Origin of the sequence: Kribbella sp. NPDC005582, from assembly GCF_040605415.1 — a bacterium.
In the GTDB taxonomy this organism is placed as follows: domain Bacteria; phylum Actinomycetota; class Actinomycetes; order Propionibacteriales; family Kribbellaceae; genus Kribbella.
Genome location: NZ_JBEXCU010000001.1, coordinates 1,185,694 through 1,209,846 on the forward strand (window position 1 = coordinate 1,185,694; position 24,153 = coordinate 1,209,846).

Annotated in this window: 27 protein-coding genes and 1 pseudogene; 14 read left to right on the plus strand and 14 right to left on the minus strand. The window is 69.1% G+C overall.

What is annotated here, in order from left to right:
- From ABZS29_RS05985 to ABZS29_RS05995, 3 genes and pseudogenes are all read right to left on the minus strand, one after another.
- Positions 1-495 (minus strand): NADH-quinone oxidoreductase subunit J, encoded by a 495-nt coding sequence (locus tag ABZS29_RS05985; RefSeq protein ID WP_355458969.1) that lies wholly within the window; start codon positions 493-495, stop codon positions 1-3.
- Positions 496-626: 131 nt separating this feature from the next.
- A pseudogene (locus tag ABZS29_RS05990) lies at positions 627-848 on the minus strand (4Fe-4S binding protein); the annotation flags it as partial.
- Between the two features lie 173 nt (positions 849-1,021).
- On the minus strand, positions 1,022-1,807 hold the full coding sequence (locus ABZS29_RS05995; RefSeq protein WP_355458971.1) for a methylenetetrahydrofolate reductase: 786 nt from the start codon (positions 1,805-1,807) through the stop codon (positions 1,022-1,024).
- A 34-nt stretch (positions 1,808-1,841) separates the two neighbouring features.
- Between ABZS29_RS05995 and ABZS29_RS06000 the strand changes: the two genes are divergently transcribed.
- Positions 1,842-2,819, plus strand: coding sequence for a hypothetical protein (locus ABZS29_RS06000; protein ID WP_355458973.1), 978 nt, complete (start codon positions 1,842-1,844; stop codon positions 2,817-2,819).
- Positions 2,820-2,878: 59 nt separating this feature from the next.
- Positions 2,879-3,784, plus strand: coding sequence for an AraC family transcriptional regulator (locus ABZS29_RS06005; RefSeq protein WP_355458974.1), 906 nt, complete (start codon positions 2,879-2,881; stop codon positions 3,782-3,784).
- 10 nt (positions 3,785-3,794) lie between these two features.
- On the opposite strand, the gene ABZS29_RS06010 is transcribed toward ABZS29_RS06005, so the two are convergent.
- Together ABZS29_RS06010 and ABZS29_RS06015 are read right to left on the minus strand one after the other, a co-directional pair.
- Positions 3,795-4,919 (minus strand): HAMP domain-containing sensor histidine kinase, encoded by a 1,125-nt coding sequence (locus ABZS29_RS06010; RefSeq protein WP_355458976.1) that lies wholly within the window; start codon positions 4,917-4,919, stop codon positions 3,795-3,797.
- 77 nt (positions 4,920-4,996) lie between these two features.
- A complete protein-coding gene (locus tag ABZS29_RS06015) occupies positions 4,997-5,653 on the minus strand; it encodes a response regulator transcription factor (RefSeq protein ID WP_355458977.1) in 657 nt (218 codons plus the stop codon).
- 111 nt (positions 5,654-5,764) lie between these two features.
- Here ABZS29_RS06015 and ABZS29_RS06020 point away from each other — a divergent pair, with 111 nt between their 5' ends.
- Genes ABZS29_RS06020 through ABZS29_RS06035 form a run of 4 tightly spaced genes read left to right on the plus strand, consistent with a single transcriptional unit; the run spans position 5,765 to position 9,184 of the window.
- Positions 5,765-6,280 carry a hypothetical protein gene (locus tag ABZS29_RS06020; RefSeq protein WP_355458979.1) on the plus strand — a complete coding sequence of 172 codons (516 nt, stop codon included), beginning with the start codon at positions 5,765-5,767 and terminating at the stop codon, positions 6,278-6,280.
- Positions 6,253-7,332 carry a peptidoglycan-binding protein gene (locus tag ABZS29_RS06025; protein WP_355458981.1) on the plus strand — a complete coding sequence of 360 codons (1,080 nt, stop codon included), beginning with the start codon at positions 6,253-6,255 and terminating at the stop codon, positions 7,330-7,332. The genes ABZS29_RS06020 and ABZS29_RS06025 overlap by 28 nt, the downstream gene beginning before the upstream one ends.
- Entirely contained in the window at positions 7,329-7,988 is a 660-nt protein-coding gene (locus ABZS29_RS06030) for an ABC transporter ATP-binding protein (protein WP_355458982.1), read from the plus strand. Before ABZS29_RS06025 ends, ABZS29_RS06030 begins: the two co-directional genes overlap by 4 nt.
- The gene (locus ABZS29_RS06035) at positions 7,985-9,184 is read left to right on the plus strand and encodes an ABC transporter permease (RefSeq protein WP_355458984.1); all 1,200 of its coding nucleotides are present in this window, start codon (positions 7,985-7,987) and stop codon (positions 9,182-9,184) included. The genes ABZS29_RS06030 and ABZS29_RS06035 overlap by 4 nt, the downstream gene beginning before the upstream one ends.
- Here ABZS29_RS06035 and ABZS29_RS06040 read toward each other — a convergent pair.
- Both ABZS29_RS06040 and ABZS29_RS06045 read right to left on the minus strand, forming a co-directional pair.
- Positions 9,181-10,146: an aldo/keto reductase gene (locus tag ABZS29_RS06040; RefSeq protein WP_355458985.1), complete on the minus strand. Its 966-nt coding sequence runs from the start codon at positions 10,144-10,146 to the stop codon at positions 9,181-9,183. The two genes, ABZS29_RS06035 and ABZS29_RS06040, sit on opposite strands and share 4 nt — an antisense overlap.
- A gap of 30 nt (positions 10,147-10,176) precedes the next feature.
- Positions 10,177-11,124 (minus strand): complex I subunit 1 family protein, encoded by a 948-nt coding sequence (locus ABZS29_RS06045; RefSeq protein ID WP_355458987.1) that lies wholly within the window; start codon positions 11,122-11,124, stop codon positions 10,177-10,179.
- A 61-nt stretch (positions 11,125-11,185) separates the two neighbouring features.
- Here ABZS29_RS06045 and ABZS29_RS06050 point away from each other — a divergent pair, with 61 nt between their 5' ends.
- Together ABZS29_RS06050 and ABZS29_RS06055 are read left to right on the plus strand one after the other, a co-directional pair.
- Complete coding sequence (locus tag ABZS29_RS06050) at positions 11,186-12,004, plus strand: NmrA family NAD(P)-binding protein (RefSeq protein ID WP_355458988.1); 819 nt, start codon at positions 11,186-11,188, stop codon at positions 12,002-12,004.
- Between the two features lie 356 nt (positions 12,005-12,360).
- A complete protein-coding gene (locus tag ABZS29_RS06055; RefSeq protein ID WP_355458990.1) occupies positions 12,361-12,636 on the plus strand; it encodes a hypothetical protein in 276 nt (91 codons plus the stop codon).
- A gap of 403 nt (positions 12,637-13,039) precedes the next feature.
- Here ABZS29_RS06055 and ABZS29_RS06060 read toward each other — a convergent pair whose 3' ends face one another.
- The 3 genes from ABZS29_RS06060 to ABZS29_RS06070 are packed head-to-tail and all read right to left on the minus strand — an operon-like array spanning position 13,040 to position 15,202.
- On the minus strand, positions 13,040-13,795 hold the full coding sequence (locus tag ABZS29_RS06060; RefSeq protein WP_355458992.1) for an NADH-quinone oxidoreductase subunit C: 756 nt from the start codon (positions 13,793-13,795) through the stop codon (positions 13,040-13,042).
- Positions 13,792-14,352 (minus strand): NADH-quinone oxidoreductase subunit B family protein, encoded by a 561-nt coding sequence (locus tag ABZS29_RS06065; RefSeq protein WP_355458993.1) that lies wholly within the window; start codon positions 14,350-14,352, stop codon positions 13,792-13,794. Before ABZS29_RS06065 ends, ABZS29_RS06060 begins: the two co-directional genes overlap by 4 nt.
- A gap of 4 nt (positions 14,353-14,356) precedes the next feature.
- A complete protein-coding gene (locus ABZS29_RS06070; protein ID WP_355458995.1) occupies positions 14,357-15,202 on the minus strand; it encodes an alpha/beta hydrolase in 846 nt (281 codons plus the stop codon).
- Positions 15,203-15,267: 65 nt separating this feature from the next.
- Between ABZS29_RS06070 and ABZS29_RS06075 the strand changes: the two genes are divergently transcribed.
- The 6 genes from ABZS29_RS06075 (at position 15,268) to ABZS29_RS06100 (ending at position 21,187) form a co-directional block, all read left to right on the plus strand.
- Positions 15,268-16,716, plus strand: coding sequence for a cytosine permease (locus ABZS29_RS06075; RefSeq protein ID WP_355458996.1), 1,449 nt, complete (start codon positions 15,268-15,270; stop codon positions 16,714-16,716).
- Entirely contained in the window at positions 16,717-17,442 is a 726-nt protein-coding gene (locus ABZS29_RS06080; RefSeq protein WP_355458998.1) for a GntR family transcriptional regulator, read from the plus strand. It abuts the gene before it with no gap.
- Between the two features lie 59 nt (positions 17,443-17,501).
- Positions 17,502-17,660, plus strand: a complete 159-nt coding sequence (locus ABZS29_RS06085; RefSeq protein ID WP_355458999.1) for a hypothetical protein — start codon at positions 17,502-17,504, stop codon at positions 17,658-17,660.
- Between the two features lie 152 nt (positions 17,661-17,812).
- Entirely contained in the window at positions 17,813-17,941 is a 129-nt protein-coding gene (locus ABZS29_RS06090; protein ID WP_355459000.1) for a hypothetical protein, read from the plus strand.
- Between the two features lie 13 nt (positions 17,942-17,954).
- Positions 17,955-18,110 carry a hypothetical protein gene (locus ABZS29_RS06095; protein ID WP_355459002.1) on the plus strand — a complete coding sequence of 52 codons (156 nt, stop codon included), beginning with the start codon at positions 17,955-17,957 and terminating at the stop codon, positions 18,108-18,110.
- Positions 18,107-21,187, plus strand: a complete 3,081-nt coding sequence (locus tag ABZS29_RS06100) for an AAA family ATPase (protein WP_355459003.1) — start codon at positions 18,107-18,109, stop codon at positions 21,185-21,187. The genes ABZS29_RS06095 and ABZS29_RS06100 overlap by 4 nt, the downstream gene beginning before the upstream one ends.
- Positions 21,188-21,388: 201 nt before the next feature.
- On the opposite strand, the gene ABZS29_RS06105 is transcribed toward ABZS29_RS06100, so the two are convergent.
- The 4 genes from ABZS29_RS06105 to ABZS29_RS06120 form a co-directional block, all read right to left on the minus strand.
- Positions 21,389-21,595: a hypothetical protein gene (locus ABZS29_RS06105; protein WP_355459005.1), complete on the minus strand. Its 207-nt coding sequence runs from the start codon at positions 21,593-21,595 to the stop codon at positions 21,389-21,391.
- A gap of 243 nt (positions 21,596-21,838) precedes the next feature.
- Complete coding sequence (locus ABZS29_RS06110) at positions 21,839-22,858, minus strand: dipeptidase (RefSeq protein WP_355459007.1); 1,020 nt, start codon at positions 22,856-22,858, stop codon at positions 21,839-21,841.
- Positions 22,858-23,214, minus strand: coding sequence for an NADH-quinone oxidoreductase subunit A (gene ndhC / locus ABZS29_RS06115; RefSeq protein WP_355459009.1), 357 nt, complete (start codon positions 23,212-23,214; stop codon positions 22,858-22,860). The genes ABZS29_RS06110 and ndhC overlap by 1 nt, the downstream gene beginning before the upstream one ends.
- Positions 23,215-23,224: 10 nt before the next feature.
- On the minus strand, positions 23,225-24,064 hold the full coding sequence (locus ABZS29_RS06120) for a hypothetical protein (protein ID WP_355459010.1): 840 nt from the start codon (positions 24,062-24,064) through the stop codon (positions 23,225-23,227).
- Between the last annotated feature and the right edge of the window lie 89 nt (positions 24,065-24,153).

The following is a 24,153-nucleotide window of genomic DNA, read 5'->3' on the forward strand; positions in this document are numbered from 1 at the left end:
TCAGTCCTCCTTCTTCCGCTGCGACAACGCGATCGCTCCGATCAGCGCGGCCAGCAGCAGCACCGACAGGATCTCGAACGGCAGCACCCAGGTCTTGAAGATCGACGTACCGACGGCGTTGGCGGAGCCGGCCGGCACAGGCTCGATCTTTTGGTTGCCGAAGGCAAATACCACGCCGGTGCCGAGCAGCAGCGCGAGGACGACCGCGACGGCGGCCGCGAACGGGCTGCGCGCGGTGGTCAGATTGGGCAGTGGATTCGTCGGGGCCTTGGTGAGCATCAGTGCGAAGAGGACCAGTACGACGATGGCGCCGACGTACACGAGGATCTGGACGAGGGCCACGAACTCGGCCCGCAGAGCACCGAAGCAGCCGGCGACCGCGCCGAGCGTTACCACCAGCCACAAGGCCGCGTGCACGATCCGGCGCGACGTCACGACCATCACGGCGGTGGCCACTGCCACCGCACCGGCGACAGCGAAGAGCGCAGTGGTCACGCCTCGCCCTCCGCGGCGGTGACGGCCGGCCCCGGATCGATCGGTTGCGGCGCCGGGACGGTCCACATCCACTCGCGCAGGCGATCCTTCTCGTGCGTGAGGTTGCGGAGCTCGGTCTCGGCGTACTCGAACTCGGGTGACCAGAACAGCGCGTCGAACGGACAGGCCTCGATGCAGATCCCGCAGTACATGCAGAGGCTGAAGTCGATCGCGAAGCGGTCCAGCACGTTCCGGCTACGCTCGCGGGCCTGCTCCCCGACCGACGGCGCCGTCTCGGTGTGCGAGTCGATGTAGATGCACCAGCTGGGGCACTCGCGCGCGCAGAGCATGCACGACGTGCAGTTCTCCTCCATCAGCGCGATCACCCCGCGCGACCGCGGCGGCAGCTCCGGCTGGACGTCTGGATACTGCTCGGTGACGGACCGACGGCCCAAGGTCTTCGCGGTGACCTTCAGCCCATCGATCAGACCCTTGCCCGGTACGCCCACGCTCCACCTCCCCGTCGAGTTCCTGTTCTAGCAGGACACTAGTCGGTTCCGCCCCGATCCGGTGCGACCAGCTCACTTTCCAGGCGGGCTGCGACCTGACGGTAGCGGCTCACCGGTATCAGGTGAACGCCGTCGAAGGCGCCGGAGTCACGGATGCGGAGAATCTGCTCGCAAGCGTGGTCGACCCCCGCGTCCCGGTCCTTCTCGACGGCTGCGACCAGGCTGTCGGGGATGGTGAGCTGCGGCAGCGCGGCCAGGTTGCGGGCCATCGCCGGACTGGCCAGCACCATCACCCCGGCGTAAATCGGGATGCTCAGGTCGACGGACTCACGCCACCGCAGCAGCTCGTCGACGTCGTAGCTGATCTGGACGAACAGGAAGTCCGCCTCAGCTTTCCACCGCGGTACCGGCCGCAGCCGCGTAGTCGCACCCACCTGGAACGGCTTGCAGCCCGGGTACGTCGTCTCGCGGGTCTGCTCGATCATCGCGCGCACCGTGAGCTGGCTGGTCCGGGCGCCCTCGGCCGGGTCGTCCCCGTGCACGAACAGGAACTGCTCCACGCCGTACGCCGCCGCCGTCAGCAGGTCCCGTCGGAAACCGAGCAGGTTCCGGTCCCGTGAGTTCAAGCAGGCGATCCCGCGCGACCCCATCGCCTGCACCTCGTTCGCCACCGCGACGCTCGACACGGTCGCCCGCCCGATGTGGTTGTCCGGGATCAGGAACGCGTCCGCGATCGGACTCATCACCCCGATCTGGTGCCGCACCCGCTTCAGATCCGGCCGCGTCGGCGGCTCCACCTCACAGATCAGCTCGAATCCCGGCATACCCGCGACCCTAATACTCGGGCATGGTGTTGGAATGAGACGGGATCGGCGCTTGCGCGTCGCGATCGGGATGGCCGGCGCAGCGGCCTGCCTGGCCGTGGGGATTGCCGTCATCACCGGTACGCCGGTCCTGGATCGCCACGAGCCGGCCCCAACGCCGGTTCCACCCCCGGCGCTGGTCACGGCACCCACGAGCGACGGCATGCCGACCGCCCCGGTCAAGCCGTCCGCGAACGACTACGTGCTGAACGGCATCCGCTACCAGGCGCGGGTGGCCGGCGCCGAACTGCAGGTCGCCAAGATCGATGATCGGCCGTTGTCGTTCACCTGGACCCCGACCGACACGAAGGTCGACTTCCGGGTCTTCTGCACGATCCCCGGCAACGCCTGGGCGAGCGGCGTGGGCGCCGTCGTACTGCGGCTCCGCGAGAAGGCGATCACCACGCGAGGCTGCGACAACGTGTCCGATCCGCTGCCCGGTGAGCGGTTCGGCGCCGTACTCCACGAGAACCTGGGCTTGCGGGTCGGTGAACCGGTCCAGCTGGCCGCAACAGTTGTCGATGGCAACGGCCGGGAACTGACACCACCAGGGCTGCTCCTCGGTGCCGCCGTCTACACCCGTGGTGAAACCCGAGCCGTCGATCATCGCTTCAACGACATCGAGCTGCCGGTCTTCGCACAGTTCCACGGCCGCACCTATCGCCTGGCCGAGGGCCTGGCCAAGCAGACCTCCACCGACTGGTTCGACGCGATCGTCGAACTCCGAGGCCCGGCGTTCGAGCCGTACCTCGTGGTCTGCGGTGTGCACGGCAGCGCGAAAGCACACTCCCTGGAGCTTGCGGGCACGCCGGGCGGCCAGTCGTACGAATTCGTCCCGGCCGACGGCCCGGCCTCCGGCCTCTACCTCGCCCCGGTCCACCCCCAGGCCGCCGGCCCGGTCTTCATCCGCCAGGTCGGCCTCCGGGTCGTGTCCGGGGAACTGTTCCTGGCTCTCTACACGCAGTACGAGTGACCCGACAGTGAGCAAAAGCGGTCAAGAATGACGGGACCGCGGATCGGCAGGATCTAGGTATGGATCTGTTCGTGACGTTGGTCGACGTGGTCGGCGAGAGTTTGGACGACCCGTCCGCATCCGGGGCCGAACTGGCGCGCCGGTTGCACCTGTCGCGGTTCCACTGCGACCGGATCGCGACGGCGGTGGCGGGTGAGACCCCGATCGCGCTGCGGCGGCGGTTGCTGCTGGAGCGAGCGGCGTACCAACTGGCCGGCACCGGCCGGGGAATTCTCGACATCGCGATCGATGCCGGGTTCGGGTCGCACGAGGCTTTCACGCGCGCGTTCTCGCGCTCGTACGGGACGACGCCGAAACAGTGGCGCCGGCAGCCGACGCACCCGTTCTTCCTCGAGGCGCCGAGCGGGGTCCATTTCCATCCACCGGCAGGTCTCCGCCTGCCGGCCCGACGAAAGGTCACCAGCATGGACATCGTCACCGGTCTCGCCGAGCACCACGTGAAGCTGCTCGGCGAGCTGATCGATCGCGCCCGCGACATCTCCCCCGAGGTTCTCGACGAGGAGCTCGCCGCCCCTGATCTCGACGAACCGCCGATCACGCCGCGGCGGATGCTGGACCGGATGGTCTGGCAGCTCGAGATGTGGCTCGCGGCCGTGGCCGCCGAACCGTTCGAGTTCCCCGAGAGCGGCCGGGCCGTGTCGCTGGGGCAGCTCCGGGACCGCTACGAGGCGGCGGGTCCCCGCTTCCTCGAACTGGTCCGCCTGGTCGGCGCCGAGGGAACGTACGACGAGACCTTCGTCGATTCCCTTTGTTCACCGCCCAGGGTGTCCACCTACGGCAGCATGATCGGCCACGTGCTCACCTTCGCCGCCGTCCGCCGAACGTTGGTCGTCGACGCCTTCGTCAAGGCCGGCATGACCGATCTCGGGTTCGGCGATCCGGCGCCGTACCTCGCCCGGTCCTGATGCGGCCGCGCTAACTCGGGTCGGCCGGGAGGGAGACGGTGATCTCCAGACCACCGGCCGGCCGCGGTACGCCGGTCACGGTTCCACCGTGGGCCTCGGCGACGGACCGCACGATCGACAAGCCCAGTCCGGCGCCCTTCCCGCTCACCAGGCGTTCGGCGCCGAGCCGGTAGAACGGCTTGAACAACGCCTCGACCTCGTACGGCGGGATCTCCGGGCCGGTGTTGGTCACCTCGACCTGCACGTGGTCACCAGTGGTCCGCGAGAGCACCCGGACCCATCTCTCCCCCGCAGTCAGGTTGTGGCGGATGCCGTTCTCCACCAAGTTGTGCACGAGGCGTTCCAGCAGCAGCGCGTCGCCTCGGGCCGGTGCGTCGCCGGGGCCGCGGATGATCTCGACCCCGGCCGCGGCAGCCTCCGCGCCGAGTTGGCCGGCGACGTGGTCGACGACGTCGGCGAGGTTGACCGGGTAGACCGTCGTCAGCTGCTTCTCGGAGTCCGCCAGGATCAGGAGTCCATCGATGAGCTGCTCGTGGCGAGCGTTGATCGTCAGCAGGCTCTCGCCCAGTTCCCGTACGTCGGCGGACGCGGTCCGGCGGTGCATGGCCACCTCGACCAGGGCGCGGCCGAGGGTGAGCGGCGTCCGGAGCTCATGCGAGGCGTTGGCGACGAAGCGGCGCTGACCGTCGAAGGAATGGTCGAGGCGCTCGACCATGGTGTCGAACGCGTCCGCCAGGTTCTTCACCTCGTCGTCGGGCCCGCGCAGCGCGATCCGCTCGTGCAGTGCGGCCGGTGAGGCTGCGATACGGCGAGCAGTGTCCGTGACGCGGTGCAGCGGTGCCAGCACACGTCCGGCGACCAGCCAGCCGAAGCCGGCGGCCAGTGCGCCGACTGCGACCAGGGCGATGCTGCCCTGGGTCAGGAGCGACTTGGTGGCCGCCTGCCGCACCTGCTCCCGTTGCTGGCGCATCGCCTGCTCAGCGGCCGCACCGGTGATCACAGTGCCGTCTTTGGTGGTGGCGAACACCTCGTTCGGCTGGAGCGGCTTCGCGGTCGCACCTGCCGCCGGCGGGCTCAGATACGTGCCCTGCACGATCACTCGGTACTGCTGCCCGAAGTTGGCGCCGAACAGCACGTAGGTCAGTCCGAGCAGGAGTGCGCCGGCTGCCAGGAACAGACCGCCGTACAGGAGAGTCAGTCGGCCCCGGAGTGTCAGGGGATGCGGTAGCCAACGCCGGTGACGGTCTCCACCAGACCTGGCTCGCCCAACTTCCGGCGCAGCTTCAGGATGGTCAGCCGCACCACTCCGGTGAACGGATCCACGTGCTCGTCCCATGCCTTCTCCAGCAGTTGTTCGGCCGACACCGTCGCGCCATCGGCTCTGAGCAGTTCGGTGAGTACGGCGAACTCCTTCTTCGACAGCGGTACATAGCGACCGTCCCGGAACACCTCGTGCCGGGCCGGATCCAACGTGACACCGGCCCGCCGCAGTACCGGCGGGTCGGCCGGGCGGCTGCGCCTGCCCAGCGCGAGCACGCGCGCAGCCAGCTCGGCGAAGGCGAACGGTTTGGTCAGATAGTCGTCCGCGCCCAGACCGAGCCCGAACACGCGGTCGGTGACCGACGCCGCCGCGGTCAGCATCAGCACCCGAGTTGTCGACCCGGACTCCACCACCTGCCGGCACACCTCGTCGCCATGGACGACGGGGATGTCGCGATCCAGCACCAGTACGTCGTACTCGTTCGTGGCCAGCCGTTCCAGCGCCGTACCGCCGTCTGCGGCTACGTCGACGGCATGTGAGTCGTCGCGCAGCCACTCCGCGATCGCCGCCGCCAGCAGCGGCTCGTCCTCGACCACCAGTAGGCGCACGTCCCCATGATCCCCGACGGGCAAGTTTCCTCCGCGTTATCGCTCGCGAAAACAGTGGGGAAACGCCCTGCCGCGAAAGCTGACGTCACAACCCGAGCAAGAGGAGATGTGATGCGCAAGACGACACTGGCGGCCGCGGCACTGGCGGCGGTCGTACTACTGACCGGCTGTGGCGCGAACGAGCCGGACAACCAGGTTGCGTCGGGCTCCGGCGCGTCCCAGGGACAGCCGACCGCGCCCAGTAGCGCCTCGCCCAGCCTGAGCCCGGGCGAGCGCGCGGTGAAGTTCACCCAGTGCCTGCGCGAGAACGGGCTGAACGTGCCGGATCCGGAGCCGGGCAAGCCGCCGATGTTCAAGTTCGACTCGAAGTCGGGCGTCTCCCGGGAGCAGGTCGACAAGGCGATGGAGGCGTGCCGGCAGTACAACCCACAGGTCGAAGGCGAGGCGAATCCCCAGCAGGAGGAGAACGGCCGCAAGCATGCCGAGTGCATGCGCAAGAACGGCGTGGAGAAGTTCCCGGACCCCAAGCCGGGCCAGCGCGGCATCATGATCGGCCCGGAGGTCGGTGAGGACCCCGACTTCCCGAAGGCACAGGAAGCGTGCCAGAGCATCCTGGCGGCGCGCTGATGCGCCGAGTACTGACGGCTACGGTCGTCCTGGCCGCCGGGGGCGCGCTCAGCGCGTTCCTGGTGAACCGGGGCGACGCCGGCCAGGCGCCGAACCAGACCGCGCAACTGCTGCCGGTCAACACCGACAAGGTCACCCAACAGACGCTCAAGGACACCGAGACCGAAGACGGTGAACTCGGCTTCGGTGAGACGGCCACCGCGGTCAACCGGGCCGCCGGAACGATCACCAGCCTGCCGGACAGCGGTCAGGAACTCCGCCGCGGCAGCACCGTCTACAGCGTCGACAACAAACCCACCACCCTCCTGTACGGCGCTCTCCCGGCGTACCGGCGGCTTGCGGACGGGAGCGAGGGGCCGGACGTCCGGCAGCTCGAGCAGAACCTGCAGGCGATGGGCTACACGGGTTTCACCGTCGACGACGAGTACACGTCGCTCACCGCCGAGGCTGTCGAGGAATGGCAGGAGGACCTCGGCGTTGACGAGACCGGCGTGGTCGAGCTCGGCGCCGTCCTCTTCGCTCCGGCGCGGATCCGCGTGCACAGCGTGCAGGCGCAGGAAGGTTCGCCGCTCGGTCCCAACCAGCCGGTCCTCACCTACACCGGGACGACGAAGGCGGTCACCGTGCAGCTGGATGCCGCCGACCAGCGGCTCGCGCAGCTCAAGGCGAAGGTCGGAATCACACTGCCGGACGGCAAGACCGTCGAAGGCCGGGTGGCGAAGGTGTCCACCGTGATCATCCCGGCCGAGAGCCCGGACAAGGACCCGGAGACCAAGATCGAGGTGATTGTTGCCATCGACAACCAGACGGCCGTCGCGTCCTGGGCGCTCGCCTCCGTCGACGCGACCTTCACCGCCTCCGAGCGCAAGAACGTGCTGACGGTCCCGGTCGCAGCGCTGGTCGCCCTGCGCGAGGGCGGCTTCGGCGTCGAGGTCACCGACGGCACGGCGTCGTCGTACGTGCCGGTCAAGACCGGGCTGTTCGCGAGCGGTCAGGTCGAGGTCAGCGGCGCCGGGATCAAGGCCGGCACCGTGGTCGGGATTCCTAAATGATCGAACTGACCGAGGTGACGAAGGTGTATCCGGGCGGGGTGACCGCGCTCGGCGGCGTCAGCCTGCGCATCGACCGCGGCGAACTGGTCGCGATCGTCGGCCCGTCCGGCTCCGGCAAGTCGACGATGCTGAACGTCCTCGGCACCCTCGACCGCCCGAGCTCCGGCACCGTCCGCATCGACCGGTACGACGTCGCGCGGCTCTCCGACGCGGGTCTGTCGGCGTTGCGGGCAACGCGCATCGGGTTCGTGTTCCAGCAGTTCCATCTGGCCTCCGGCGTTCGGGCCTTGGACAACGTGGCCGACGGACTGCTCTACTCCGGCCTCCGCTCGTCGGTACGGCGGAAGCGGGCGGCGGCCGCGTTGGAGCGAGTCGGACTCGGCCATCGCATGGACCACGAACCACATGAGCTGTCCGGCGGCGAGCGACAACGGGTCGCCGTGGCACGCGCGGTCGCGGGGGAACCCGCCGTACTGCTGGCTGATGAACCGACCGGCGCATTGGACTCCGTGTCCGGTGCCGGCGTGATGGAGCTGCTGCGCGACCTGCATGCCGGCGGTACGACGGTTGTCGTCATCACGCATGACCGCGACATCGCCGCGGCGCTGCCGCGTCAGGTGCGGATGCGCGACGGCCTGATCCTGGAGGAGACATGAGTGAGTTGCGACCGGCTCGACTCGGCCTGCGCGACGTCGTCCGGGTCGGCGCGGTCGGGCTGCGGACCCGGCCGATGCGGGCCTTCCTGTCCGCGCTGGGGATCGCGATCGGGATCGCCGCGATGATCGCGGTGGTCGGCATCTCGTCGTCCTCGCGGGCCGAGCTCGACGGTCAACTCGATGCCCTGGGCACCAATCTGCTCACGGTCGCACCGGGCGTTCGGCTGACTGGCGAGCAGGCACAGTTGCCGCTCACCGCGGAAGCCATGGTGCGCCGGATCGCCCCTGTGCAGGCCGAGTCGGCCGTCGGAACGGTGGACGGCGCTTCGGTCTATCGGACCAACAAGATCCCGGTCGTCGAGACCAACGGCATCATCGCGTACGCCGCCCGCCCGAACCTGCTGGACACCGTCGGCGCGACCGTCCGCAGCGGCAAGTGGCTCGACGCGGCGACCGGGCGCTATCCGGCTACCGTTCTCGGCGCCAGTGCGGCCGAGCGGCTCGGGGTCACGCGAGCGGGTCCGGACGCGCAGGTGCTGATCGGCAACGTCTGGTTCACCGTGCTCGGCATTCTCGAACCTGCTGCGCTCGCACCGGAGCTGGACGCGGCCGCGCTGATGGGCTGGCAAGCCGCGGGCAGCAAGCTCGACTTCGACGGCCACCCGACCACGATCTATACCCGCTCCGACGACGCTCAGGTCGAGGCCGTGCGATCGGTGCTCGGGGCAACAGCCAACCCGGAAGCACCCAACGAGGTCGAGGTCTCGCGGCCGTCGGACGCCCTCGCCGCGAAGCAGGCCGCCGGTCAGGCGTTCACCGGACTGCTGCTCGGGCTCGGCGCGGTCGCCTTGCTCGTCGGCGGGGTCGGCGTCGCGAACATCATGGTGATCTCCGTCCTGGAACGCCGCTCCGAGATCGGCCTGCGCCGCTCCCTCGGCGCGACTCGCGGCCAGATCCGCACCCAGTTCCTCACCGAGTCGCTGCTGCTGTCGGCGCTCGGCGGCCTCGGCGGGGCCTTTCTCGGGACCGCGGTCACGACGGCCTATGCGTCGTACCAGAACTGGCTGACGGTCATCCCGCTCTGGGCGCTGACCGGCGGCATCGCAGCGACTTTGGTGATCGGCGGCCTGGCCGGCCTCTACCCCGCCATCCGCGCCGCCCGGCTCTCCCCGACGGAGGCCCTCGCCACTCCTTAGGCGGTGGTGAGGCGGTGCAGGTGCTCGTCGGAGAGCTGGAGTTGCACGGCTGCGAGTGCCTCGTCGAGTTGGGCGAGGCTGGAAGCACTGAACAGTGGGACGACCTGTGGCCGGTGCAGCGTCCAGGCGAGGACAACTTGGCTGGGTGTGGCACCGACCTCGTGGGCGACGCGGCGGAGTTCCTCGAAACGCACGTACGCCGAGGCATGGGCGTAGCCGCGGTCGGCGGGAAGCGGGCGACCGGCGTACGCGCCGCCGAGGAGCGAGGCGTAGGCGACCAGCGTCAGGTCGGGATGCTCGGCGAGGTAGTCGAAGTGCTCGACGTTCGCCATGGTGACGAACGGCGAACCGAGGCGGAGCTGGGTGGGGACGGTGGGGTTCGGCCAGAGGTACGTCGAGTGCTGCTGGATCACGGAGTACGGCTCGACGTTTTGATCAGCGGCGTACCGGCGGGCCTGTTCCAGCCGCCAAGCCGCCGTGTTGCTGCAGCCGACCAGGTCGACCACACCACTCGCGGCGAGCCGGCCGAAGGCGCCGACGGTTTCGTCCAGCGGGATGGAACGGGCGTCGATGTGTGCGTAGTACAGGTCGATGCGATCGGTGCCGAGCCTGGACAGGCTGCCTTGGACCGCGCTCGCGATCGTGTCCGCGTTCAGACCCTGCCAGTGCTGGTCGGCGGGGTCGCCCGGAACGGTCGAGCGTGCTCCGACCTTGGTCGCGATGACGAGCTGGTCGCGGTTGCCTCGGTCGCGCATCCAGCGGCCGAGGAGCTCCTCGCTCTCGCCGCCGTCGCCGTGCCACTGGTTGTAGTTGTTCGAGGTGTCGATGAAGGTGCCGCCGGCCTCGACGAACCGATCGAGGATCGCGTACGCCGTCTCCGGGGCGGTGGTGGTGCCGAAGTTCATGGCGCCGAGGCAGAGAGCGCTGACCGGCCTGCGAGCGGCGAGAGTCCGTTGGATCATGCTGAGCGACTCTGCCTGCTGGAGCGCGCTCTAGGTCAAGACGACGCCGATACCGGTGATCGCGAGCTGGGCGAGGGCGACCGGGACCAGGACCTGCCAGGCGAGCTTCTGGAGCTGGTCGGCGCGCATGCGGGGGAAGGAGACGCGGACCCAGATGACGGCGAAGGCGACGACGGCGGTCTTGAGGATGGTCCAGATCCAGCCGATCGAGTCGGGGCCGGGGCCCGACCAGCCGCCGAGGAAGAGGACGGCGGTGAGGGCGGAGAGGATGACGATGCCGGCGTACTCGGCGAGCAGGAAGAGCGCGAAGCGGAGGCCGGTGTACTCGGTGTAGGGACCGAAGATCACCTCGGAGTCGGCGACTGGCATGTCGAAGGGCGGGCGTTGGAGCTCGGCGAGACCGGCGATGAAGAAGACGATCAGGCCGGGGAGCTGCCAGAGCAGCCACCACGGGTTCCAGGCGTCGGCGATGCCGGTCAGGCTCAGGGAGCCGGCGGCGACGGCGACGCTCGCTGCGGACAGGACGAACGGGAGCTCGTAGCTCATCAGCTGCGCCGCGACCCGCAGCCCGCCGAGCAGGCTGTACTTGTTGCCGCTGGCCCAGCCCGCCATCAGTGAACCGAGGACGCCGACGCTCATCACTGCGAGCACGAAGAACAGACCCGAGTCGAGATCGGCGCCGACGATGCCGGGCGCGATCGGGATCGCGGCCAGCGCCGCCATGTACGGCAGGATCGCGACGAACGGCGCCCACTCGAACACCCGGCGATCCGCCGCCGCCGGGACGACGCTCTCCTTCTGGACGAACTTCACCCCGTCGGCCACCAACTGCGCCCAGCCGTGGAAGCCACCGGCGTACATCGGGCCGAGCCGTGACTGCATGTGCGCCATCACCTTGTGCTCGGCCTGACCGACCACCAGCGGCGCCACCAGGAAGGCGACGATCACGCCGACCACCCGCACCACGAACTCCAGCATGACCGCACCCTATCGACTCCTGCTTGACCTGAACCACCGTTGAGGTCAGAGGGTGGGCGTCATGAGCACAGTTCTTGTCATCGGAGCCACCGGCCGAGTGGGCCGTCATGTCGTCGCCGGGCTGCTGGCCGCGGGGGTCAGTGTCCGCGCGTTGGTCCGTACGCCGTCGGCTGCGGGGCTGCCCGCCTCGGTCTCGGTGGTGGCGGGTGACCTGCACGATCCAGACGCGGTACGACGGGCTGCAGTCGGCGCGGACGCGGCGTTCCTGTTGTGGCCGTGGTACTCGGCAGAGGGTGCTGCGGCTGTGGTGGCGGAGCTGCCTCGGCGGGTCGTGTACCTGTCGACGCTGGGTGGGGGTGGGTTCTGGGGTGAGATCGAGGAGCTGCTGCGGTCGCGGGACTCGACGTTCGTGCGGCCGAGTGGGTTCGCCGTCAATACGTTGGCGTGGGCGGAGCAGATCCGCGCTGGCGTCGTACGGCTGCCTTACCCCAAGGCCGCCCGGTCGCTGATCCACGAGCGCGATATCGCGGCGGTCGCCGTACTGGCGCTGCTCGACGATCACCACGTCGGCCAGGCTTACGAGATCACCGGCCCCGAGACCATCACCCAGGAAGACCAGATCGCCACCATCGCGGAACTCACCGGCACCCCCATCCGCATCGAACCCCTCACCGACGACGAAGCCCGTCAGGAGATGCTCGCCCAGGGCGCCGATCCGCTGCTCGCCGACAGCGCGGTCACCTACTGGTCCACGCTCGTCCACACTCCCGAGCCCGTCACCGCCACCGTCGCCCAGCTCACCGGTCGCCCCGCCCTGACCTTCGCCAGCTGGGCCCGAGACCACGCCGCCGACTTCGGTGGCGTACATAAGGACTGGTGATGCGCGTGGCCGGCCGTGCGTGAAAGCGCTTAACCGCGGCAAATCTGGCGGCAGGCGTGACGTAGTAACAGTCCGTCGGTACGCGGTCAGGTGAGCGGGAGCTGGAACCAGGCGCCGATTTCGTGGCGGCCGGCTCGGAGGGCGGCCGTGCGGGCGCCTTGGTTGGCGGCGTGGATGGTGCCGATGAGGATGTGGTTCGGGTCGGGGAGGGCGGCGGCGAGGAGGCGGCTGAGGTGGGGGCCGTAGGCGTTGCCTCGATGCTTGCGGGTGAGGATCAGTTCTCGGACGACGTAGGCGGGGAGGCCTAGGGAGTCTTCGGGTTTGATGACGGCGGCGGCGTAGCCGGCCCATTCGCCGTGGACGATGACGTCGAAGAGGAGGCCCTCGTCGGCTGCTTCCTGCAGGTCATCGAGGTCCTGGATGCTTGCCTCTTCGACGTGATGCGGGTGCTCGGCGTCGACATCGGCGTACGCCTGCTGGGCCTCGGTGTAGTGGTCGACGGTTGCGGTCTGCTGGAGTTGCAGGCCGCTCGGTACGTCGGTGGGCCGCAGCTCGCTGATGGGGGCGGCGAGGAAGCGGCGGTCGGGCTCGGTGCCGGGGAGTTCGGGTCGGCGCTCCAGAGCCGGAGGTAGCGCGGGTTGTGCACGCCGTACAGCTCACGAGCGGTCGCCGCGAGCGCCGGGAGATCAGCTGGTTGCGGCGAACGGGTCATCGCGGTGGCGTCGACGAACGGCTTCGTGCGATCGCCGCCCTTGAACCGCATGCTGAACATCGCCGTCAGGTCGCCGGCCGGATGCCAATAGTTGAGCATCGACTCCGGCGTTTGCCCCGGTGCGAACCGCTCGGCCCGAAGCTCGGCGATCTCAAGCGAGTTCGCGAGCAGGATGTCCGGATCCTCGTGCATCTCCGTCAGCAACCGCAGCCGCGTCTCGTCATCCACCCACCCACGAGTCAACGGATGCTGCCGCTCGAGCGTGGACCCGGCCAACTCAGCCGCACTAATCGCCATATCGGCGATCCTCATCCCGCACGGGGTCAGTCTGTCGGTGTCGTGTCGGGAGGCGCGGCGTCCGCAGGAGGAGTCGGCTCAGGCGGAGCGCCATCCGGGGTGGGTGCGGCTTGTTTGCGGGTACGGCGTTCGCCGGCGGCTCGGCGGGGGCGGGCGGGGGCTGAGGCGGCTTGGGCGGGGGCCAAGGGGTCGGGGGCTGGGGAACCGGGTGGGCGGGGGCCCCAGGAGTCGGGGTCGGGGACGCCGGGTGGGAGGGTGCGGCGGCGGCTGGGGGCGCCGGTGGTGGGGGTGGCGTGGTCGGATTCGCCGGGTTCTTTGGCGCCGGGCCAGGGCTTGGCGACGCGGGCGGCGAGGATGAACTCCTTGCGCAGCGGGTTGCCTTCGAAGCCGTCGGGGAGCAGGAGCGGGACGAGGTTCGGGTGATCGTCGAACGTGATGCCGAACATCTCGAAGGTCTCGCGCTCGTGCCAGTTGGCGCCGGCGTACAGGTCGGAGAGCGTGGCGAGGTGGGGGTTGTCGCGCGGGATCAGGGTGCGGACGAGGACGTGGTCGACGTGGGCGCCGCCCCAGAAGTCGGCGAGGTGGGTCACGACGCGGAAGCCGTCGGTGAGTTCGTCGGAGGCCGAGAGGAAGTCGAAGAAGGTGAAGCCGACGCTGTCGCGCAGGACCTCGTGGGCGGCGACCCAGGCAGCAGCCGGTACGTCGATCGCCGTGGGACCGAAGCTGGCCGCGGCAACTGCTTCGATGCCGGCGGTGGTGAGCGCGTCGAGAGCGTCGCTCATTCGGGGAGCACCAGGTCGCGGGTGAGGGCGGCGGCCGACGGTTCGTCGTACCGGTCGGCGAGGCGCTCGCCGGCGATCTTCTCCTGCAGCTTGAGGATGCCTTGGAGCAAAGCCTCCGGGCGCGGCGGACAGCCGGGGACGTAGACGTCGACGGGAATGATCTGGTCGACGCCCTTGGTCACGCAGTAGGAGTCCCAGTACGGGCCGCCGGAGTTCGAGCAGGAGCCGAACGAGATCACGTACTTCGGCTCCGGCATCTGGTCGTAGAGCCGCTTGATGGCCGGCGCCATCTTGTCGGTGACGGTGCCGGAGACGACCATCAGGTCGGCCTGCCGGGGACCGGGCGCGAACGGGATGACGCCGAGCCGGATGAAGTCGTGCCGTCCCATCGACGCCGCGATGAACTCGATCGCGCAGCAGGCCAGGCCGAAGTTGAACACCCACAGGGAGTACTTCCGGCCCCAGTTCAGCAGGTACCGGACCGGGGTGGGCGCCAGCTTGGCGAGCGCGCCCACGGCCGGGCGCACGGCCGGCAGCGGCAGGTCGGTCTGGGACATGGGGTCAGCCTAGTCCGGCGATCTCTTCGGCGAGGATTTCCGGGTACTCGAGGGGGGCGTAGTGTCCGACGCCGTCGACGAGGCGGAGGCGGACGTCGCTGAAGAAGTCGTCGAGCCGGTCGGACCACGCCCGCGGGAACAGCGGGTCGAACTCCGGCCACAGTACGACGGTCGGCACGTTGATCCGCTCGTACGACGCGGGCGCCGTTTCGGCCGCGGAGACGGCGACTGCTCCGGCGCCGCCGCGATACCAGTTCAGGGATGCGGTGAAGGCGCCTGGGACCGAGTAGACCTCGACGAGGTGGTCGATGTCGGGCACGTAGTCAGGGCCGGACCAGTGCTGCCAGAAGTGGTTCAGGTAGGAGCGGACGGCGTCCGGCTTGCCGTCGATCAGCTCCTCGATGAGCGGCAGCCGGTGGAACGACTGGTACCAGAACTCACGCTGTGCGTGCTCGGAGAAGACCCGCTTGCCGATCCCGGGAAGCGGCGGCGCGACGACGAGTCCGTCGATCAGCTCGGGTCGCGTTCGCGCGATCGCCTGCGCGACCCGGCTCCCGACGTCGTACCCGGCGAGCACCGGACGGTCGAGACCCAGCTCGTCGATCAATCCAACGACACTGCGCGCCTGCCCTGGTGCGCCGTATTGGCCGGGATCACCGGAGCTTCCCGAAGAACCACCGAAACCACGCAAGTCCGGTACGACGACCTCGAAGCCACGCTCGACCAGGATCGGCGCCAACACGCGGTAGTCGGTGCGGTCCCCCGGCCAGCCGTGCAGCAACACCACCGCCGGACCTTCTCCGGCACGGTCGTACTCGAGCTCGAACCCGTCCACTGCCGCGCTTCGCATACCTTGCATTCTCGACTACCGTGATTGAACAGGACTGAACAGGTTCATTCCCCCAGGAGACGTGTATGTCCGAGCAGGTGGAGACCCGCGGGTTCAGCGTTGAGACCAACGGGCTGAACGTGATCGCCGACGAGGACCGGAAAGGCCGGCCGCGACAGCTGTTCTGGCCGTGGTTCGGGGCGAACGTGTCGGTGCTCGGGCTCAGCTATGGCGCGTTTGTACTCGGGTTCGGGATCTCGTTCTGGCAGGCGGTCGTGGCCGGCGCCATCGGGATCGGGTTCTCGTTCCTGCTCTGCGGGCTGATCGCGCTCGCCGGCAAGCGCGGTTCGGCGCCGACGATGGTGCTCAGCCGCGCGGCCTTCGGTGTTCGCGGCAACAAGCTGCCGTCGCTCGTCTCCTGGTTGCTGACGGTCGGCTGGGAGACCGTGCTGACCATCCTCGCGACGCTGGCCACGGCGACCGTGTTCGAGCGGCTCGGCTGGGGCGGTGGCACGGTCACGAAGGTGATCGCGCTGCTCGTCGTCGGCGCGCTGATCGTCGTCTGCGGCGTCCTCGGCTTCGACCTGATCATGCGGGCGCAGACGATCATCACCGTGGTCACCGGCGTACTGACCGTCGTCTACATCGCGCTGGTCGCGGACAAGATCCACTGGAGCGCCGTTTCCGCACTCCCGAGCGGTTCGACCCAGCAGGTGATCGGCGCGCTCGTCTTCGTGATGAGCGGCTTCGGCCTCGGCTGGGTGAACGCGGCCGCCGACTACTCGCGCTACCTGCCGCGCCGCTCGTCCAGCCGCGGTGTGGTCGGCTGGACAACGTTCGGCGGTTCGGTGGCGCCCGTCGTACTGCTGTTCGTCGGTCTCATGCTCGCCGGTTCCTCCAAGGACCTCAGCAAAGCGATCGGCGCCGACCCGATCGGTGCGCTGGCCGCCGCGTTGCCGACCTGGTTCCTGGTCCCGTTCGTGATCGTCGCCGTCCTCGGCCTGGTCGGCGGCGCTGTCCTCGACATCTACTCGTCCGGTCTGGCCCTGCTGTCGATCGGCCTGCCGGCTCCCCGGTACGTCGCCGCGCTGATCGACGGCGTGGTGATGATCGCCGGGACGATCTACGTGGTGTTCTTCGGAGCTGAGTTCTTCGGTCAGTTCCAGGGCTTCCTGATCACGCTCGGCGTCCCGATCGCGGCCTGGTGCGGGATCATGCTGGCCGATATCGCCGTCCGCCGCCGCGACTACGCCGAGCGCGACCTCTACGACCCGATCGGCCGGTACGGCGATGTCCGCTGGCTGCCGGTGCTCACGATGATCGTTGCCACCGGCATCGGCTGGGGCCTGGTCGTCAACACGTACGCGTCCTGGCTGACCTGGCAGGGCTACCTGCTGGACCCGTTCGGCCTCGGCGCCAAGGACGGCGCCTGGGCTTACGCGAACCTCGGCGTCCTCGTCGCACTGGCCCTCGGATTCGTCGTCCAACTGTTCGCCGGCACCCGCGCCGTCCGCCGCCAGGAGGCCGTCGCCTAGATGCAGACCGAGGCCTCCCGCACCCCACCGCCCCGAGCCGAGGGGCTCAAACACGAGCGCGTCGCGGCCGTCCTGGATCGGGAGATCCGCGCCGGGCTGGTACGGCGTGGCGCCCGCCTACCCGGTGAGGTCGAACTGGCCCGCCGGTTCGGCGTCAGCCGGAACACGGTCCGCACGGCACTGGCCCAGCTGACCGAGGACGGCCTGATCAGCACCCGCACCGGCAAAGGCTCGTTCGTCATCTTCGACGGCCGCCCCCTCGACGGCCGCCTCGGCTGGACCCACTCCCCCGCCGACCCGGACCTCGAGGTCGAGCTGAGAACCATCCGCATCGCCCACGAGCACACCTCACACCGCTCCGACCGGACCGAGAAACTGATCGTTATCGAGCGGCTGCAGCTCACCAAGAGCAAGCCGATCGCCTGGGAACGCAGCTGGATCCCCGTATTGGAGCCCCTGCGCGATCTGCCGAGGCGCGGTCTGGTGAGCGACTCGATCGCGCTCACGCTGACCCGCGCCGGGCTCCACCCCGACCACTGCCAGCAGCGGCTCCGCGGCCACACGCTCGACGCCGACGAGGCCAAGCTGCTCAAGCGTCGTACCGGCGCCTGGTTCCTGCGCACCGAGCGGACCAGCTGGACTGCCGACGACCGCTTCGCCGAGTACGCAGAGTGCTTGCTCGACCCCTCCTACTTCGAGCTGACGCTGGACTACGGAACGGCCTGAGTCCGGCATAGGGAGTTGTGCCGATGCGGCCCTCCTCCTCAGACGAGCACTCTCTGGTCATGTCCTTCCTCACACCAGAATCGATCCAGGCCGAGACCCGGTACCGCCAGGAGAAGCTCCGGCGCTCGTACCAGCGTCCGCTCTGGTTCCAGCGCAAGCCGAAGACGCAGCGCCCTGAGCCCTGCGCCCCCGAACTCCGCGCCCGCCCAGCGATGTGAGCACCTGCCCAGGCACCTCCTAGGTGCCGGTCCGGGCTCCCTAGGACCCCCTAGGGAGCCGGGATAGGGAGGAGTTCCGATGTGCGGAGCCACCTCAGAAGACCAGAGTTACTGATGTCGGCAGGAAGCCGGCGACAACCAAGGAGAACCCCATGTACACGAACGAAACGGTCAAGGCCGAGGTCAACTACCGCCGCGAGCGCCTCGCCCGTGACTTCCGGCAGCACCGGACCACCGGAGCCCGCCGGACCCTGAACCACCTGTTCGGCCGGAAAGCCTGAAGGGAGGTACACCATGTTCATCACCGCACAGTCGATTAAGGCAGAGACCGCCTACCGCCAGGAGCGCACCAAGCGTGAGTTCCGCAAGCTGAGCCGCCGGACCCGCCCGGAGCAGGCCGCCAAGCCCGCTCCGCGGCACGCCCGCCGATCCTTCACCACGGCCGCATGACCGCCGTGACCAGCGCGCGGACCGGGCCCGCCAAGGCCGCCGACGCGATCACCGGCGCCGTCCCCGAGCGGATACTTCCGCTCCGGGACGGCGTTTTTGTTGCCGGTGGCGCTGATCGGACGGGATGCCGTCGATTTGTGTCGGCTCCAGGGGCGAAGATGGACTCCGTGCCCTGGACCTCGACACCTCTCGTCGGCCGCTCGACCGAGATGGCCGCCCTGCTCAGTGCCGTCGACGACGCCAAAACGCGTCGCGCCGGTGCTGTTCTCCTGTCCGGTGACGCCGGCGTCGGCAAGACCCGCCTGCTCGACGAAGTCGCCACCGGAGCCCACGAGCGCGGCTTCGGCGTCCTCGTCGGGCACTGCACCGACTTCGGCGAGGCCGGTCTGCCGTACCTGCCGTTCTCGGAGATCTTCGGCCGGCTGGCCGGTGAGCGGCCGGATCTGGTCGAGAGCGTCCTGACGAACTTCCCGGCGATCGGCCGGCTGCTGCCCACGCACCGCCTGATCGGCGCCCAGCCGGTGCCGCAGGACGGCCCGCTGGACCGCGCCGCGCTCTTCGACGCGGTCCTCGGCGCGTTCACCGCGCTGTCGACCAGCGAGCCCCTGCTGGTGATCGTCGAGGACGCCCACTGGGCCGACGACTCGACCCGGGACCTGATCGGTTTCCTGCTCACCCGGCTGACCGCCCAACGTCTCACGCTGGTGGTCTCGTACCGCAGCGACGACCTGCACCGGCGGCACCCGCTGCGCCGCCCGATCGCCGAGTGGTCGCGCAACCCGCGCGTCCGCCGGGTCAACCTGTTGCCGCTGGACGCGACCGAGGCGCGGTCACTGCTCGACTCGCTGCTCACCGAGCCGCTGCCGGAGTCCGACGTACGGCGGATCCTCGACCGGGCCGGCGGCAATGCGTTCTTCACGGAGGAGCTGGTCGCGGCCTCGTCGATGGGCGACAGCGCCGCCGTACCGCCTGATCTGGCCGATCTGCTGCTGGTTCGGCTCGACCCGCTGTCCGACGAGGCGCGCCAGGTCGCGCGGGTGATCGCGGTGGCCGGCCGACGGGTTCCACACACGTTGCTGACCACGGTCGCCGGGCTGCCCGACAACGAGCTGGATCTGGCGTTGCGCGAGTTGATCGACGCGCACATCATCGACGTACCGGGCAATGCCAGCTACTACTTCCGGCATGCCCTGCTCGCCGAGGCCGTGTACGACGATCTGCTGCCGGGCGAGCGAGTGCGCCAGCACGCGGCCTATGTGCAGGCACTGAAGGACCAAACCGTCGCCGGTACGGCGGCTGAGCTGGCCGGCCATGCGACGCGGTCCCATGATCTGGCGACCGCGTTCGAGGCCAGAGTGCGAGCCGGCGAGGAGGCGATCTCGGTCGCCGCGCCGCAGGAGGCGCTGAAGCACTACGAGATGGCGCTGGAGCTGCTGCCGAACGCGGGCACAGACAACACCATCGACAAGACCTGGCTGATCGCCGAGACCGCGATGGCGGCCACGCTCTCGTCGCAGCACCTGCGCGCGCTCAAGCTGCTCCGTAAGGCGCTCGCCGATCTGCCGGCCGACGCGCCCAAGGTGCAGCGGGCCCAGCTGCTGCTGCCGCTGGCCGATATCGCCCTCGTCATCGACCAGGACCAAGAGGCGAGCGAGGCAGCCACGCAGGCGCTCAAGCTGGTCGCCGACGAACCGTCGACGGTCTTCAAGGCCCAGATCGCCGCGCTGTACGCACGGGTCTCGGCCGGGCTCGGCCGCTCGATGGAGGCCGAGCGCTGGGCGCACAAGGCGCTCGAGATCGCCCGTGAGGCCGGCGAGGAGTCGGCCGCCGGGGATGCCGGGATCACGCTCGCGCAGCTCCGCCGCCGGGCCGGCGATCCCGCGACCGCGGCGCGGCAGATGGAGGAGGCGGCCGTCCGGGCGCAGCTCGCCGGGGACGCCGCTGCCGAGATTCGGAGCCGGTTCCTGCTCGGCTCGATCCAGTACGAGGAGAGCGACCTCCAGTCGGCGAAGAACACCTTCATCGCGACTTGTCAGCGGGCCTCCGAGCTCGGTCGGCAGTGGGCGGCGTACGGGTTCGATGCTCGGCGGATGCTGGCGCTGACGCAGTTCACGCTCGGCGAGTGGGACGAGTCGACGATGACCACCCGGGTGGATTCCAGTACGCCGGCCGCGTCGGCGGCCGCCTTGCGGAGCGTCGAGTTCAACGTGCGGGGCGGGCGCGGTGACAACGGGGTGGCCGAGGAGCTCGAGCTGCTGCGGAAGTGGTGGCAGCTGGATGTGCTGACGCCGATCATCGGACTGCAGCCGGCTGTCGACGCGTACCGGCGGCTGGATCGGCCGGCTGACGCAGAGAAGCTGCTCGCGGACGTGACGGGCTTGTGCCAGGACATCTTCCAGACCGAGTTGTTCACCGCCCAGGTCCGCTTCTCGGCGCTCGGGCTGCAGGTGCTTTGTCACCGCGCGGTCGGTGAGCCGTCCGCGGCGAAGGAGCTGGTCGCCCGCGGTGCCGAGCTGGTGGCGACCGGGCAGACGACGGCCGAGAAGGGCCTGCCGCCCGGGCGACTGCTGGGTGTTGAAGGACTCGCCTGGTTGTCGCGGATGGAGGCCGAGTGGGAGCGGCTGCGATGGCTGACCGGGATCGACCCGCCTGCCGCCGAGGAGCACGTGGCTGTGTGGCGGCGGACCATGGAGGCCTTCGGGTACGGGAACGTGCACGAGCAGGCGTGGTCACGGGCCCGGCTGTCCGATGCGCTCCGTGCGGCCGGCAAGGTCTCCGAGGCGAACGAGCAAGCGTTGCTGGCAGCCGAGACCGCGAGGGCGCTGGGAGCCAAGCCGCTGCTGGCCGAGCTCGGCGGGACCGAAGGGCCTGGTTTGGGCGGCGGTGCGTTGACCGCGCGCGAGACCGAGGTGCTGAAGCTGCTGGCCGAGGGCCGGACCAACCGGCAGTTGGCGCGCGAGCTCTACATCAGCGAGAAGACGGTCAGCGTGCACGTCTCGAACATCCTCGGCAAACTCGGCGTCCGCTCCCGCACCGAAGCCGCCGCAGTGGCGCGGCGAGACGGGCTGCTGGACTGAGGCAAGCGCATGACCCAGCACGAACAGTTGCCTACAACAAGCGGGTGACTCAGCACGGATCGTTGCTGCATCGAACGACTGACCTACCACACAGAGTGCACCGCTCACGATCGGCGCTGTGGGGGGCATCGATCATGAGCGGTGCTGGGCGGAACCCGGTGTGGGGACCGGGCGCTCCGTTGATCTGGCGGGCCGAGCCGCCTACCCGTGCCTTCGATGCCGGCCGGGGTCATGCGCGACGCGGTGGGAACGGCGACGCGCAAGCTCATCGGTGGGGGCGGCAGGCGCCGGACGCTCGACCTGGGTGATGTCGTCGAAGACGTGCTGGGCGCGCCGCATCCGCGAGGCCAGGAACACGATCAGGGCGACCGCGACGACGCTGATCAGCACCCAGAGTTGCCAGCTCATCTCGTCACCACCCTCCACGTGTGTGGTACCCCCGCGTAGTCACGATAACCACGAATCGACCTGTTGGCGACAGTGCGGACGCATTCTGTTATGAGCACGGCGATCATCATCACGGTTGTTGCTGCACGCAATCACAAGCGGTGACGAAGCAACTATTTCGACACCGGCTGAAGGTGACGATCTGTCACCTTCAGTGCGACGAGATCCGTCATGCCATCACTACGGAGGGCAACGAAAATCGGTTCAGGCGACGGTCGAGAGCAGTGCGGTCAGGTTGCCGCCGATGACGTTGCGCAGGGTCGTTTCCGGCATCCCGCGCCGCTGCAGGGCCTCGGTGACCAGCGGCATTCCGGCCGGTCCTTCCAGACCCGGCACGTAGACGCCGGCGTCGAGACCCTGGATGATCACCGGCCGGTCGCAGGCCGGGATCTTCTCGTCGAACACCTCGGCGACGAAGTCACTGCCGAACCCGACATGGTCGGCGCCGGCCACGTCGACGACGTACTCGAGATGCTCGGCCAGGTGGTCGATGGCCGGCTTCTCCTCGGTCGTGAGGAAGCCGGCGAAGAAGTTCACGCAGACCACGCCGCCGGTCGCGGCAATCGCGCGCAGCTGCTCGTCGGTGAGGTTGCGGTGGTGGTCGCGCAACGCGAAGGCGCTCGAATGCGAGGCAACGATCGGTTTCCGGGCCAGCTCCAGGATGTGCTCGACGCTGGTCCGGCCGACGTGCGAGACATCGATCAGTACGCCGAGCTCCTCCAGCAAGCCGACCGCCTCAACCCCGGCGTGGGTCAGCCGACCGCCCGTCGCGTCCTCGCCCGAACCGTCGGCGAGCGAACTGCGGCCGAAGTGTGTGAACGACACCATCCGGACCCCGAGCCGCTGCAAGGTCTGGAACAGCTCCAGGTCGTTGTCGATCTGCGGGCAGCCTTCCAGAGCCAGCACCAGCGCAATCTTCCCGGCGGAGTTCGCGGCCGCGATGTCGCCGGGCGCCGTACAGAGGACGACCTCGTCCGCGTTGCCTTCGGCGATCCGGTGCGCGGCCTCGATCATCCGCAGCGTCTCGCGCATCGCGCCCTCGGGCCGGAACTCGTCGTCGATGAAGACCGGCAGCACCTGTACGTCGATGCCGCCCGCACGCAACTGCGGGATCCACCGCTCCCGGAAGTACGACGACCAGACCGCCTTCGGCCGGCGCGCGACCAGCATCAGCAGGTCGTTGTGCGCATCGGCGACGATCGCCTCGCGGTGCAGAGCGTTCATCAGGTCCACTGGATGACTCCCTTGCGGTAGGCGTAGAGCAGCCCGACCGCGACGAAGGCGAGGAAGACGAACATCTCGATCAGCGTGGCGACGCCGAGCGTCGCGAAGACGGTCGCCCACGGGAAGAGATAGACCGCGTCGACGGCGAAGATGACGTAGAGATACGCGAACAGGTAGTACCTGATGTGGACCTGCGCCCAGCCCTCGCCGACCGGGTCCACACCCGACTCGTACGTCGTCAGCTTGCCCTCGGTCGGGTAGGTGACGGTCAGCGCCTTGTTCAGCGCGAACGCACCGATCAACCCGACCAGGCCGAGCGCGACCACCGCGGCGACGACGCCATAGCTCTCCGACACAGGTCGAAGCTTAGTTCGTGCAGAGCAGGTACGCGTCGACCGAGATGTAGGGGCCGTAGCCGGACTGGACGTCGGTGGCCTGCAGGCGGAGCCGGGTGACGCCGTCGATCGCGGCCGCGAGGTTGCCCTCGGTCTCCTGCTTCTGCCGGACCGAGGCGATCGCCTTCGCTCGCGGACCGTTGTGGATCGAGAGTCGCGCCGTACCGTCGGTCAGGTTGCCGAGCCAGGTCTTGAAGTGCCGGCAATCGGTCGAGTCGACCTCGCCCCAGACGTAGCCGCCCTTGTCGGCGAGCAGATCCGCCTCCGAGCGCCGCGGTCCTTCGGACGGCGGGATGACGGTGAGCTGCGGGTTCGCCTTCCCACCCGAGGCAAGCACGCCGCGCTTGAACAGCCCGCGCCAGACGTAGTGCTTGAAAGTGATCGGCTTCGAGGTCGACGCCGCGTACGGCGCCTGCGCGTAAATGTTGAGGCGATAGTCGCGGACCGAGCCCGGCTGGGTGACCTTGATCGTCACCCCGGTGCCGACCGAGAACCCGTGGCCGATCTCCTGCCATTTCTTCGTGGTCGGGATCCATTGGTGCAAGCGGATCCGCGTGCCCTTCGCCGGGGCCGGCGTGACCGTGCCGGTCACCGTGATGACCCCGGTGGTCGCGTTGGTGGTCTTGATGCCGGTGAGCTTCACGTGCCGGGCCGGTGCCACGGCAGCCGCCGGCAGTACGGCGGTCGCCGTACCGTCGGAGTGGTCGGCGCCGGACAGGCTCAGAGCGCCACTGGAGGGTGCCGCCGGTGCCGCGCAAGCGGTCAGAGCGAACAGCAGACAGGTGAGCGCGACCACGGGACGACGAACCATGGAGACACCCTGCCCCCTGGTGCTCCACCTCCGCAACCGAGCGGCTGCTCAGGGTGACTCCCGCTGCACAGATACCGGCCTTTTAACAG

What these genes read in the sequence shown, in the direction of transcription:
- ABZS29_RS05995 (WP_355458971.1), bottom strand. Translation starts at nt 1,807, where the DNA reads ATGCCGGGATTCGAGCTGATCTGTGAGGTGGAGCCGCCGACGCGGCCG.
- ABZS29_RS06000 (WP_355458973.1), top strand. Translation starts at nt 1,842, where the DNA reads ATGAGACGGGATCGGCGCTTGCGCGTCGCGATCGGGATGGCCGGCGCA.
- ABZS29_RS06005 (WP_355458974.1), top strand. Translation starts at nt 2,879, where the DNA reads ATGGATCTGTTCGTGACGTTGGTCGACGTGGTCGGCGAGAGTTTGGAC.
- ABZS29_RS06020 (WP_355458979.1), top strand. Translation starts at nt 5,765, where the DNA reads ATGCGCAAGACGACACTGGCGGCCGCGGCACTGGCGGCGGTCGTACTA.
- ABZS29_RS06030 (WP_355458982.1), top strand. Translation starts at nt 7,329, where the DNA reads ATGATCGAACTGACCGAGGTGACGAAGGTGTATCCGGGCGGGGTGACC.
- ABZS29_RS06035 (WP_355458984.1), top strand. Translation starts at nt 7,985, where the DNA reads ATGAGTGAGTTGCGACCGGCTCGACTCGGCCTGCGCGACGTCGTCCGG.
- ABZS29_RS06040 (WP_355458985.1), bottom strand. Translation starts at nt 10,146, where the DNA reads ATGATCCAACGGACTCTCGCCGCTCGCAGGCCGGTCAGCGCTCTCTGC.
- ABZS29_RS06045 (WP_355458987.1), bottom strand. Translation starts at nt 11,124, where the DNA reads ATGCTGGAGTTCGTGGTGCGGGTGGTCGGCGTGATCGTCGCCTTCCTG.
- ABZS29_RS06050 (WP_355458988.1), top strand. Translation starts at nt 11,186, where the DNA reads ATGAGCACAGTTCTTGTCATCGGAGCCACCGGCCGAGTGGGCCGTCAT.
- ABZS29_RS06060 (WP_355458992.1), bottom strand. Translation starts at nt 13,795, where the DNA reads ATGAGCGACGCTCTCGACGCGCTCACCACCGCCGGCATCGAAGCAGTT.
- ABZS29_RS06065 (WP_355458993.1), bottom strand. Translation starts at nt 14,352, where the DNA reads ATGTCCCAGACCGACCTGCCGCTGCCGGCCGTGCGCCCGGCCGTGGGC.
- ABZS29_RS06070 (WP_355458995.1), bottom strand. Translation starts at nt 15,202, where the DNA reads ATGCGAAGCGCGGCAGTGGACGGGTTCGAGCTCGAGTACGACCGTGCC.
- ABZS29_RS06075 (WP_355458996.1), top strand. Translation starts at nt 15,268, where the DNA reads ATGTCCGAGCAGGTGGAGACCCGCGGGTTCAGCGTTGAGACCAACGGG.
- ABZS29_RS06080 (WP_355458998.1), top strand. Translation starts at nt 16,717, where the DNA reads ATGCAGACCGAGGCCTCCCGCACCCCACCGCCCCGAGCCGAGGGGCTC.
- ABZS29_RS06085 (WP_355458999.1), top strand. Translation starts at nt 17,502, where the DNA reads ATGTCCTTCCTCACACCAGAATCGATCCAGGCCGAGACCCGGTACCGC.
- ABZS29_RS06090 (WP_355459000.1), top strand. Translation starts at nt 17,813, where the DNA reads ATGTACACGAACGAAACGGTCAAGGCCGAGGTCAACTACCGCCGCGAG.
- ABZS29_RS06095 (WP_355459002.1), top strand. Translation starts at nt 17,955, where the DNA reads ATGTTCATCACCGCACAGTCGATTAAGGCAGAGACCGCCTACCGCCAG.
- ABZS29_RS06100 (WP_355459003.1), top strand. Translation starts at nt 18,107, where the DNA reads ATGACCGCCGTGACCAGCGCGCGGACCGGGCCCGCCAAGGCCGCCGAC.
- ABZS29_RS06105 (WP_355459005.1), bottom strand. Translation starts at nt 21,595, where the DNA reads ATGAGCTGGCAACTCTGGGTGCTGATCAGCGTCGTCGCGGTCGCCCTG.
- ABZS29_RS06110 (WP_355459007.1), bottom strand. Translation starts at nt 22,858, where the DNA reads ATGAACGCTCTGCACCGCGAGGCGATCGTCGCCGATGCGCACAACGAC.
- ABZS29_RS06120 (WP_355459010.1), bottom strand. Translation starts at nt 24,064, where the DNA reads ATGGTTCGTCGTCCCGTGGTCGCGCTCACCTGTCTGCTGTTCGCTCTG.